This is a genomic window from Variovorax sp. P4_B10 (assembly GCF_056402375.1).
Map to the genome: position 1 here is coordinate 1 of NZ_JBFUHN010000134.1, position 10,852 is coordinate 10,852.

Annotated in this window: 10 protein-coding genes; 6 read left to right on the forward strand and 4 right to left on the reverse strand. The window is 65.2% G+C overall.

Going from position 1 to position 10,852, the window contains the following annotated elements; genetic code table 11:
- Positions 1-921: FAD-binding oxidoreductase (locus tag AC1DXX_RS32160; protein WP_478138257.1), on the forward strand; the 921-nt coding region annotated here is incomplete at its 5' end.
- Between the two features lie 7 nt (positions 922-928).
- Here the strand turns inward: AC1DXX_RS32160 and lnt are convergent.
- The 4 genes from lnt to AC1DXX_RS32180 form a co-directional block, all read right to left on the reverse strand.
- Positions 929-2,512 carry an apolipoprotein N-acyltransferase gene (lnt, locus tag AC1DXX_RS32165; protein ID WP_478138258.1) on the reverse strand — a complete coding sequence of 528 codons (1,584 nt, stop codon included), beginning with the start codon at positions 2,510-2,512 and terminating at the stop codon, positions 929-931.
- Positions 2,512-3,390, reverse strand: a complete 879-nt coding sequence (locus AC1DXX_RS32170; RefSeq protein ID WP_237676270.1) for an HlyC/CorC family transporter — start codon at positions 3,388-3,390, stop codon at positions 2,512-2,514. The genes lnt and AC1DXX_RS32170 overlap by 1 nt, the downstream gene beginning before the upstream one ends.
- Before the next feature lie 190 nt (positions 3,391-3,580).
- A complete protein-coding gene (locus tag AC1DXX_RS32175; RefSeq protein ID WP_478138259.1) occupies positions 3,581-4,309 on the reverse strand; it encodes an N-acetyltransferase family protein in 729 nt (242 codons plus the stop codon).
- Positions 4,310-4,418: 109 nt separating this feature from the next.
- The gene (locus AC1DXX_RS32180; RefSeq protein WP_478138260.1) at positions 4,419-4,892 is read right to left on the reverse strand and encodes an Lrp/AsnC family transcriptional regulator; all 474 of its coding nucleotides are present in this window, start codon (positions 4,890-4,892) and stop codon (positions 4,419-4,421) included.
- 146 nt (positions 4,893-5,038) lie between these two features.
- Between AC1DXX_RS32180 and hppD the strand changes: the two genes are divergently transcribed.
- The 5 genes from hppD (at position 5,039) to AC1DXX_RS32205 (ending at position 10,661) form a co-directional block, all read left to right on the forward strand.
- The gene (gene hppD, locus AC1DXX_RS32185) at positions 5,039-6,166 is read left to right on the forward strand and encodes a 4-hydroxyphenylpyruvate dioxygenase (RefSeq protein WP_478138261.1); all 1,128 of its coding nucleotides are present in this window, start codon (positions 5,039-5,041) and stop codon (positions 6,164-6,166) included.
- 38 nt (positions 6,167-6,204) lie between these two features.
- A complete protein-coding gene (locus AC1DXX_RS32190) occupies positions 6,205-7,014 on the forward strand; it encodes a transporter substrate-binding domain-containing protein (protein WP_478138262.1) in 810 nt (269 codons plus the stop codon).
- 23 nt (positions 7,015-7,037) lie between these two features.
- On the forward strand, positions 7,038-7,913 hold the full coding sequence (gene phhA / locus AC1DXX_RS32195; RefSeq protein ID WP_478138265.1) for a phenylalanine 4-monooxygenase: 876 nt from the start codon (positions 7,038-7,040) through the stop codon (positions 7,911-7,913).
- A 123-nt stretch (positions 7,914-8,036) separates the two neighbouring features.
- Entirely contained in the window at positions 8,037-9,728 is a 1,692-nt protein-coding gene (locus tag AC1DXX_RS32200; RefSeq protein ID WP_478138263.1) for an AMP-binding protein, read from the forward strand.
- Complete coding sequence (locus tag AC1DXX_RS32205; protein ID WP_478138264.1) at positions 9,729-10,661, forward strand: MBL fold metallo-hydrolase; 933 nt, start codon at positions 9,729-9,731, stop codon at positions 10,659-10,661.
- The last annotated feature ends 191 nt before the right edge of the window (positions 10,662-10,852 follow it).

The window sequence follows — 10,852 nt, forward strand, 5'->3', positions numbered from 1 at the left end:
GGCGGGTTGTTCGGCGGTGGCTTCGGCGGCGTGGGCTCGATCAACTACGGGCCGCTCGGCGCACCCGGCAATGTGCTCGGCATCCGCGCGATGACCATCGAGGCCGAGCCGCAGGTGGTCGAGCTGCGCGGCGCGGAGGCGATGCGCATGCACCATCTGTGGGGCACCAACGGCCTCGTGCTGGAACTGGAGATCGCATTGGCGCCCGCGCACCCGTGGCTCGAAACGCTGGTGACTTTCGACAGTTTCTCCGATGCGCTGCACTTCGCCGACAAGCTGGCGAACGGGCCCGGCATCGTGAAGCGCGAGATCGCGTTCTTTGCGGCACCGATCCCGGACCATCTGGCGCAGCTCGCGGCGCATCTGCCCAAGGGCTGCCATGCGGTGCTGTCGCTGGTGGCGGAGTCGTGCGAGCCTGCGCTGCTGCAGCTGGTCGAGGCACACCGCGGCACGGTGGGCTACCGCAAGACCGCGGCCGAGGTGCAGAAGAGCAACCGCACGCTGATGGAGTTCACCTGGAACCACACCACGCTGCACGCGCTCAAGGTCGACCCGACGCTGACCTATCTGCAAAGCGGGTTCATCCCCGGCAGGCATGTCGAGCAGATCATCGAAATGGAAGCGCTGCTGGGCGGCGAGGTGATGATGCACATCGAGTTCATCCGCAACGTGGCGGGCCTCATGACCTGCAGCGGGCTCCAGCTGGTGCGCTTCAGCACCGAGGAGCGGCTCGACGAGATCATCCGCATCCATCGCGAACACGACGTGCACATCAACAACCCGCACGTGAACATCGTGGAGGACGGCAAGGCCGGCGGCCCGCTGCCGCCCGAGGTCATCGCGGTGAAGAAGCGCTTCGATCCGCTGGGCCTGCTGAATCCGGGCAAGCTGCGCGACTGGCCTGTGCCGGCCGCGGCCTGAAGCCCGCTCAGCGCCGGCGGCGGCCCATCGCGACGGCGCTGGCAACGATGGCGAGCGCCGCGATCCACAGCGGCCACAGCCCGAACGGCGCCACCCAGCGCGCATAAGGCGTGAGCCCCTTGCGGCCTTCGACCGATGCCTCGAGCACGCCGCGGGTGAGGCGCGGCAACTGGTGCGTCACGCGGCCTTCGGCGTCGATGACGACGGTGGCGCCGGTGTTGGTGGCCCGCACCATCGGCCGCGCGAATTCGAGCGCACGCATGCGCGAGATGGCCAGGTGCTGGTCGATGGCGACCGAGTCGCCGAACCACGCGATGTTGCTCACGTTGAGCAGGATGGTCGGCGCCGTGGCCTCGTCGCGGAAGTTCGCGCCGATTTCGTCGCCGAACAAGTCTTCGTAGCAGATGTTCGGCGCGATGCGCTGGCCCTGCCAGACGAAGGGCGCCTGCGCGAGCCCGCCGCGCTGGAAGTCGCCGAGCGGGATGTTCATCATCTGGATGAACCAGCGAAAGCCGGGCGGAATGAATTCACCGAAGGGCACGAGGTGGTGCTTGCTGTACTGGTACGGTTGCGCGGCGCCGGGCTGGAAGCCGAGGACGGCGTTGCTGTAGCCGCCTCGGCCACCCAGTGGCAGGCCGACGATGGCCGCCTGCGTGCCGCTGCCGTAGCGCGCCTGGATCGCCTCGAGGTAGCCGGCCGGCAACTGCTGAGGCAGCAGGGGCACGGCGGTTTCGGGCGTCACCACGAGCGAGGCCTTGGCGTCGCGCAGCTGTTCGCCGTACCAGCGCAAGGCGGTTTCGATGCCGCCGCCCGGAATGAATTTTTCGTCTTGCGGAATGTTGCCTTGCAGGAGCGCCAGCTGGAGGCTGCCGGTGTTCGTGCCGCCGGCATCGTTGCGCAGCGATGACGCGAGATGCGGGAAGCCGAACGCGAGGGCGATCAACAACAGCCCCTGCACGATCTCGGCGCGGCGGACCAGCGGCCCCCCTGCGACGAGGGCTGCCACCAGCGCGGCGACCGCGCCGATGCCATAGACGCCGACCCACGGCGCCCACGCGGCGAGCGGACCTTCCACGTGCGCATAGCCGCCTGCCCCCCAGGGGAAGCCGGTGAACCAGCTGCCGCGCACGAGCTCAGCCAGTGTCCAGAGCGCCGCGAAGACCAGCGCACCCGTCACGCGGCCCTTGGGACCGCGCGCCACGAACCATGCGCAGGCCGCTGCGTAGTAAAGCCCCAGTGCCGCTGCGAGCGCCAGCACGGCAATGGCGGCCAGCGGCGCCGGAAGCCCGCCATAGGTGTGCATGGAAATGAAGAGCCACCAGAAGCTGCCGGTGAGCCAGGTGGTCGAGAAAAGCCAGGCATGGAGGCCGGCACGGCGCCAGCCTGCGCCCTCGGCGCGCAGCCGATCGAGCAGCCAGGCCAACGCGCCCAGCGACAGGAGCTGAAGCCACCACAACGGGTGCCCGTCGGCCGGCCAGCCGATGGATGCCGCCTGCGCCAGTCCGGCCAGCCCGAAGCCGAGCAGGCGAAACAGAGCCATCGCGGGGGAAGCGGGAGAGACGCGGGCCGTTGCCGCTGCGGGCAACGGCATCAGTCGGCCGCGTCGCCGCCGCGGGCCGGCGACACCTTGAACCAGCGCACCGCGCCGCCCTTGGTGTGCAGCACCACGAAGTCGAAGCCGCCCATCGCATGGTGTTCGCCGCGCTTGGGCACATGGCCCATCTCGTGCGCGATCAGGCCGCCGATGGTGTCGAAGTCTTCGCTGAGCTGTTCCTCGTCGAACACGATGCCGAAGGCTTCGGCCACGCGCTCGATGGGCGTGTCGCCCGAGACGCGGTAGGTGTGGTCGGCGAGGCCGAAGATGTCGCCCTCGTCCTCGGCGATGTCGAACTCGTCCTCGATCTCGCCGACGATCTGCTCGAGCACGTCCTCGATGGTGATGAGGCCGGCCACGCGGCCGAACTCGTCGATCACGATCGCGAGATGGTTGCGGTTGCCGCGGAACTCGCGCAGCAGGTCGTTCAGGCCCTTGCTCTCCGGAACGAAGGTGGCCGGCCGCAGCAGCGCGCGGATGTTGAGCCCCGGCGCGCGCTGCAGCTTGAGCAGGTCCTTCGCGAGCAGGATGCCGATGATGTTTTCCTTCTCGCCCTCGTACACCGGAAAGCGCGAGTGCGCGGTGTCGATGATGAGGTGCAGGAGCGCATCGAAGGGCGCGTCGATGTTGATGACGTCCATGCGCGGCGCCGCGACCATCACGTCGCCCGCCGTCATGTCGGCCATGCGCAGCACGCCTTCGAGCATCACGCGCGACTCGGCGCCGATCACCTCGTTGTCCTCGGCATCTGCCAGGGTTTCGATCAGCTCGTCGCGCGAGTCCGGTCCGGGGTGGATGAATTCGGCAAGCTTCTGGAGGAAGCCGCGCTTGTCTTCCCGTTCTACGGGTGCGCGTTCAGGGTGAGGTTCGGCCACTGCGGGAGGGCGTAGTTGAAGAGAGGCAAGGATAACGGATTGCGTGTGACAGGCACTACCTCTGGTTCCGCCCTCGACGGAGAACACAGGCGGCCGCCGCCGGGCTCGCCCCAAGGCGAGCCGCGCCTCCCCCTCGGGGGGTGGCGAATTACACGCAGCGAAGCGAAGTGAAAAGCCGGGGGGCCAACAGTCAAGGAGCCGATTTGCTGCGGGCGTCTCGCATGCCGCTGCGCACTTCCTGCAGGCTGGCCAGGAAGGCCCAGAACTGCTTGGCGCGGCTCTTGAGGTGGAAATCGACCGCCGCGTAGTGCTCGAGCGCGATTTCGCTCATGCGGCTGTCGAAGGTGGCGGTGGGCAGCTGCAGATGCGCCTCGGCCTCCGCGCCGCTGCGCACCACCGTGGCGCCGGCGTTGCGGGCGATCTTGAGCATGGCGGCGTTTTCGCTCAGCGCATGGATGAAGAGCATGCCGACGCCTTCGTTGCGGGCCACCACCACGGCGCGTTCGAACAGGCGAGCGCCATAGCCGCGGCCGCGGGCGTGTGCAGACACCGACACGCCGAACTCGGCGCAGTCGCTGTGCTGGTCGCTCGGCGCGAAAGCCAGGTGGGCCATGGCGATCAGGTCGAGGCGGCGGTTGTAGATGCCGAACAGTTCGTCGCGCTCGAAGTCGAGCTCATCGACATAGCGCTGAACCTGCTCGTCGGCCGCCGCGTAGCCGAAACGCAGGTAGCGGTCGTGCGGGGTGAGCGCCAGCAGGTGGCGCGCGATGCGCTCGCGTTCGCGCGGGCCGATCGAGCGGATCGGCACCATGACGGGCTGGGGCGCAAAAGCAGCGCGTGGCTGGGTCTCAACCATCGGCGCCTTCAGGAAAGAGCCGAGGCCGAGAGACGCTTTGAGGAGGGTCTTGGCGGTAAGCATGGCTCCAATATAAGGGTTTCCCCTTAATAAACAAGACAACAAGGGCTCTTCCCGGACACATTTGTGACCGAGTGCCGGAGCGCGTGTCGCCCACGCAACCAATCTGTAGCTAAACCGGCACAGCTGTTGTGGCCTTGACACGGTCCAGCACGAAGCTGGTCTTGCAGTCTTCCACGCTGGGGTGCTTGAGGAGGGTGTCCATGATGAAGCGGCTGTAGTGCGCCATGTCGGCCACGACGACACGCAGCAGGTAGTCCATGTCGCCGGTGAGCGCTGCGCATTCGACCACCTCGGGCCAGGTCTGGACGCTGGCGCGGAACAGGTCCATCGGGTTGCGCTTGTGGCTCTCGGTGTGCTTTTCGAGCCGCACGTTGAGGTAGGCGGTGAGACCCAGGCCGACGACCTCGGGACGGACGAGGGCGACATAACGGTCGATCACCCCGTTTTCCTCCAGGCGCTTGACCCGCCGCAGCACGGCGCTGGGCGACAGGCTGACCTGTTCGGCGATCTGGTCGTACGTGGCACGCCCGTCTGCTTGCAGCGTGCGCAGAATGAGTCTATCAATCTTGTCTAGTGCTTCCATTCATCTATTTTTGCAGTTTTACTGCGTCAACGCCACCACAGGCGCCCAAGAACGCTGAAAACATGAGCGCCATCCGGCCTACATTGCAGCACTGGCGGTTTTCGCCTTTTCCCACCTTTTATTCGCCCCCTTTCTGGAGACCGCACATGAGCCAAGCCGACGCACCCGCCTTCACCCCTTGGGACAACCCCATGGGCACCGACGGCTTCGAATTCATCGAATACGCGGCACCGGACCCGGTCGCGATGGGCAAGGTGTTCGAGCGCATGGGCTTCGCGGCCGTGGCCAAGCACCGCCACAAGAACGTGCTGCTGTACCGCCAGGGCACGATCAACTTCATCCTGAATGCCGAGCCCGATTCATTCGCGCAGCGCTTTGCACGCGAGCACGGCCCGAGCGTCTGCGCCATCGCCTTCCGCGTGCAGGATGCCAAGCAGGCCTATGAGCGCGCCACCGCGCTGGGCGCCTGGGGTTTCGCCGACAAGGCAGGCCCTGGCGAGCTGAACATCCCGGCCATCAAGGGCATCGGCGACAGCCTGATCTATCTGGTCGACCGCTGGCCCGGCAAGAACGGTGCGAAACCGGGCGACATCGGCAACATCGGCTTCTATGACGTCGACTTCGAGCCGCTGCCGGGCGTGGCATCGCAGGATGCGCTGGCGCCCAAGGGCAACGGCCTGACCTACATCGACCACCTGACGCACAACGTGTACCGCGGCCGGATGAACGTGTGGGCCGGCTTCTACGAGAAGCTCTTCAACTTCCGCGAGATCAAGTACTTCGACATCGAAGGCCAGGTGACCGGCGTGAAGAGCAAGGCCATGACCAGCCCGTGCGGCAAGATCCGCATCCCGATCAACGAAGAGGGCAAGGAACAGGCCGGCCAGATCCAGGAGTACCTGGACATGTACCACGGCGAAGGCATCCAGCACATCGCGATGGGGTCGGACAACCTGTACGAAACCGTCGACGCGCTGCGCGCCAAGGGCGTCACCCTGCTCGACACCATCGACACGTACTACGAACTGGTCGACAAGCGGATTCCCGGGCACGGCGAAAGCGTCGCAGAGCTGAAGAAGCGCAAGATCCTGATCGACGGCAAGAAGGATGCGCTGCTGCTGCAGATCTTCAGCGAGAACCAGCTCGGCCCGATCTTCTTCGAGTTCATCCAGCGCAAGGGCGACGACGGCTTCGGCAACGGCAACTTCAAGGCGCTGTTCGAGAGCATCGAGCTCGACCAGATGCGCCGTGGCGTGCTGAGCGCCGCAAAATGAGGGCTTCTTCAACTGTTCCCTTTGCCCCAGGAGCCCGCATGCGCAGCAGCACGTCTTCTTCGATCGGTTTGACCTTCATCGCGGCGGCTGCCGCCGTTCTTTCGGGTTGCGCCATGGCGCCGGCGGCAACGACGCCGGCGGCCGGCTCGCACCTGGACGCGGTGCAGAAGGCGGCGGTGCTGCGCATCTGCACCCCGGGCGACTACAAGCCCTTCAGCTTCCAGAAGGCCGATGCGTCGTACGAAGGCATCGACGTCGACCTGATGACGGGTTTCAGCGCGAGCCTCGGCGCCAAGCCGGAGTGGGTCAAGACCACCTGGGCCAACCTGTTGCCCGACCTCGCCGCGGGCAAGTGCAACATCGCCGTGGGCGGCGTGTCGGTCACCACCGACCGGCAGAAGCGCGCCTTCTTCAGCACGCCCTACATGGTCAACGGCAAGACGCCGATCGCGCGCTGCGCCGACGTGGCCAAGTACCAGAGCGTGGCCGCGATCGACAAGCCTTCCACGCGCGTGATCTTCAATCCGGGCGGCAGCAACGAGCGCTTTGCCCGCACCAACTTCAAGCAGGCCAAGCTCACGCTGCACGGCGAGAACGTGACGATCTTCGACGAGATCCTCGCCAACCGCGCCGACGTGTTCGTGACCGAAGCAGCCGAGGCCATCACGCAGCAGAAGCTCAAGCCGGGCCTTTGCGCGGTCAATCCCGACAAGCCGCTGCAATACGGCGAAATGGCCTGGATGCTGCCGCGCGACGACGTGGCCTTCAAGTCGTACGTCGACCAATGGCTGCATCTGCAGCAGGCCGGCGGCGACTTCCAGCGCGTGATGGACCGCTGGCTCAAATAACCAGAGAAGCATTCCCCATGGACATGGACACCTTTGCCGCCGCTGTCGTCACTCCCGCCGTTTATGGCGCCTCGGATCGCCCACCCCGCGGCGACTACTCGCGCGGCGGCACCGTGCTTGCCGACTACACCTGCCCGCAGGACTGGGCCAGCTACACGGAGGCCGACCATGACACCTACAAGCGGCTCTATGAGCGGCAGGCTGCGCAGCTGCCGGGCCTGGCCTGCGATGCGTTCATCCAGGCGCTGCCTTCGCTGGGCGTGAAGGACCGCATTCCGCGCTTCGAGGAAATCAACGAACGGCTGCATCGGGCCACGGGCTGGGAAATCGTGGCAGTGCCGGGGCTGATTCCCGAGCTGCCTTTTTTTACCCTGCTCGCCAATCGCAAGTTTCCGGTGACGGACTGGATCCGCAAGCCCGAGGAGTTCAACTACATCGTCGAGCCCGATGTTTTCCACGACCTCTTCGGCCATGTGCCGATGCTGTTCGACCCCACCTTTGCCGACTACGTGCAGCGCTACGGCGCCGGTGGTATCAAGGCGCACGAGCTGGGCGCCGGCGAGAAGCTGTCGCGGCTGTACTGGTACACGGTGGAATTCGGGTTGATTCGCCAGCCCGATGGCCTGCGCGCCTACGGCGCCGGCATCCTGAGTTCAGTGGGCGAACTGACGCATGCCGTGTGCAGCGACGAGCCGCGCCGGCTGCCTCTGGACCTGCTGCGCGCCATGCGCACGCGCTACAAGATCGACACCTACCAAAGCAACTACTTCGTGATCGAGAGCTTTGCGCAGCTCTTCGATCTCACGGAGCCCGACTTCACGCCGCTCTACCAGGCGCTGCAGGTCGAGCCCGATATCGAAGCCGGTGTCTTGCTGCCCGGCGAGACCGGCAAGGCCTGAGCCTGCTGCGCCGGAAGGGCGGCGCGGCTATCGCCTGCGCGACAGCACGCACGCGCACCCTAGGACAAGCCCGCTGGCGGTTGGGAGGGACTGGCTCCCACAATCCGCGCCAAAGGAGCTTGCATGCAGACATCCGCGCGACAGAACTATCCGGACGGGATACCTCAGGAGATTCACCCCGAGCAGTACCGGTCCCTGCCCCACATGCTCGAGGAGGCGTTCGGTCGCTACAAGGACCGGCCGTTCTCGGTCTGCATGGAGCGCTGGATGTCCTATGGGGAGCTCGACGCGCTTTCGAAGGCCCTGGGCGCCTGGCTGCAGTCGCGCGGCCTCGAGCCGGGCGCGCGCGTGGCGATCATGTTGCCCAACGTGCCGCAGTTCGCGGTCACGATGTGCGGCGTGCTGCGCGCGGGCTATACCTGTGTCAATGTCAATCCGCTCTACACCGCGCGCGAGCTGGAGCACCAGCTCAAGGACTCGGGCGCCACGGCCATCGTCATTCTCGAAAACTTCGCCGCGACGCTCGAGCAGGTGATCGAGCGCACGCCGGTCAAGCACGTGGTCGTGACCTCGATGGGCGATCTGCTGGGTGGCCTCTATGGCGCCTGGATCACGCTGGCCGTGCGGCATCTGGCGAAGATGGTGCCGCCCTACAAGCTGCCGCTGAGCGACGGGCGCACGGTGACGCCGTTCCCGCAGGCGATTGCGGAGGGACGGGGGCGCACGCTGGGACCCGATCAGAGCACGCTCGATTCGGTCGCCTTCCTGCAGTACACCGGGGGGACGACCGGGCTGTCGAAAGGCGCTGTGCTGACGCATCGGAACATCGTGGCGGCGGCCCTGCAGGCCGAAGCCTGGTTCACGCCGGCACTGGCGCGCGCCGGCGACCTGGCGAAGGTCAACAGCATCGCTGCGCTGCCGCTTTATCACATCTTTGCGTTGACGCTGTGCCTGCTGGCGATCCGGCAAGGTTCGCACATGACGCTGATCCCGAATCCGCGCGACTTCGACAAGTTCATCGCGGTGCTGAAGAAACGGCCGTTCCACATGCTGCCGGCCGTGAACACGCTGTTCAATGCGCTGCTGATGCATCCGGAGTTCAAGTCGATCGACTTCTCGACGCTGTTCGTCTCGCAGGCGGGTGGCATGGCCGCGTCGGAAGGCACGGCGCGCAAATGGTTCGAGGCAACAGGCTGTCCGATGATCGAAGGCTGGGGGATGAGCGAGACCTGCGCGATCGGTACCAACAACCCGGTGTCGAACACCAGGTTCACCGGCACCATCGGGCTTCCGTTGCCGAGCATCGAGATCGCGATCAAGGACGACGAGGGTGAATCGCTGCCTGTGGGACAGCCGGGAGAGCTCTGCATCAAGGGGCCCAACGTGATGACGGGCTACTACAACCAGCCTGCGGAGACCGCGGCCGCCTTCACCGCTGATGGTTTCATGCGAACCGGAGACATCGCCGTGATGCAGGAGGATGGCTACAGCCGCATCGTCGACCGCAAGAAGGACATGATTCTCGTGAGCGGCTTCAACGTGTTTCCGAACGAGCTGGAGAACGTGATCTCGTTGTGTCCGGGGGTCGTCGAGTGCGCGGCCGTCGGCGTGCCGGACGAGAAGCAGGGCGAGGCGATCAAGGTCTTCGTGGTTCGCAAGGACTCGCAACTGACAGAAGACGCTGTTCTACAGTATTGCAATGGGCAGCTCACCGGCTACAAGCGGCCGAAACATATCGAGTTCCGCGACTCTTTGCCGAAGACCAATGTGGGGAAGATTCTTCGGCGCGAGCTTCGCTCCAGTGTGGGCGCCTGAATGAGCGGCGCCGCGGCGAGCGTCGGTTTGCCGGCGAATGTCGTCGTGTTCGAACGTGGGTGGCTTTCTTCGAACAACATCCTGTTCATCGGGGCTGATGAGACTGCGTTGGTCGACACCGGCTATGTCACGCATGCCGAGCAGACGCTGGCGTTGGTCGAATCGACATTGGGAGCACGGCCGCTCGACCGTATCCTGAATACGCATCTGCACAGCGACCACTGTGGCGGCAACGCCGCCTTGCAGCAGCGCTACCCGGCGCTTCGAACGGATATTCCGCCTGGAGAGGCAGCACTGGTGGAGCGGTGGGACGAGCAGGGTCTGAGCTTTCTTGCAACGGGACAGGCCTGCCCGCGGTTTCGATTCACTGGCCTGCTGCAACCGGGAACGGAGTGCGTGCTCGGCGACATGGCATGGCAGATACACAGTGCGCCGGGCCATGATCCTCATTCGATCATCCTGTTCGACCCCGCTTCGCGCACGCTGATCTCGGCAGATGCCTTGTGGGAGAACGGCTTCGGCATCGCATTTCCCGAGCTCGCGGGCGAACCGTCGTTCGGGGAGATGGCTGCGACGCTCGATCGGATCGAGAAACTGGCGCCGCTGCGGGTGATTCCGGGGCATGGCCGCGTCTTCGATGAAGTGGACAACGCTTTGGCCACTGCGCGCCGTCGGCTCGAGAGTCTGCGGCGCGATCCCGTGAAGCATGCCCGGCATGCCATCAAGGTGTTGATGAAGTTCAAGCTGCTGGAAGTGCAGTTCATCGCGCCCGATGACTGGACCGCCTGGCTCCAGAGCACGCCATACCTGGGCGTCATTCGTTCGCGCTTCTTTGCCAACGAGGAGTTGGACCAATTGACCGGCGACATCTTGGCTGAATTGATCGCAGCCAATGCTGCAGAGATGGATTCGTCAGGAATCCGGAATACCTGATTCGGCCTCTTCAGGAATAAAAAAAGCGCGCCATCTTTGATCGCCTATTCTTTTTGGAATTCCCAAAGCAAAAAACCCCAACCATATCTGGTTGGGGTTTTCTGGGCTGTAAGAGCCTGACGATGACCTACTTTCACACGGGAACCCGCACTATCATCGGCGCTGACGCGTTTCACTGTCCTGTTCGGGAT

What these genes read in the sequence shown, in the direction of transcription:
- lnt (WP_478138258.1), bottom strand. Translation starts at nt 2,512, where the DNA reads ATGCCGTTGCCCGCAGCGGCAACGGCCCGCGTCTCTCCCGCTTCCCCC.
- AC1DXX_RS32175 (WP_478138259.1), bottom strand. Translation starts at nt 4,309, where the DNA reads ATGCTTACCGCCAAGACCCTCCTCAAAGCGTCTCTCGGCCTCGGCTCT.
- AC1DXX_RS32180 (WP_478138260.1), bottom strand. Translation starts at nt 4,892, where the DNA reads ATGGAAGCACTAGACAAGATTGATAGACTCATTCTGCGCACGCTGCAA.
- hppD (WP_478138261.1), top strand. Translation starts at nt 5,039, where the DNA reads ATGAGCCAAGCCGACGCACCCGCCTTCACCCCTTGGGACAACCCCATG.
- AC1DXX_RS32190 (WP_478138262.1), top strand. Translation starts at nt 6,205, where the DNA reads ATGCGCAGCAGCACGTCTTCTTCGATCGGTTTGACCTTCATCGCGGCG.
- phhA (WP_478138265.1), top strand. Translation starts at nt 7,038, where the DNA reads ATGGACACCTTTGCCGCCGCTGTCGTCACTCCCGCCGTTTATGGCGCC.
- AC1DXX_RS32200 (WP_478138263.1), top strand. Translation starts at nt 8,037, where the DNA reads ATGCAGACATCCGCGCGACAGAACTATCCGGACGGGATACCTCAGGAG.
- AC1DXX_RS32205 (WP_478138264.1), top strand. Translation starts at nt 9,729, where the DNA reads ATGAGCGGCGCCGCGGCGAGCGTCGGTTTGCCGGCGAATGTCGTCGTG.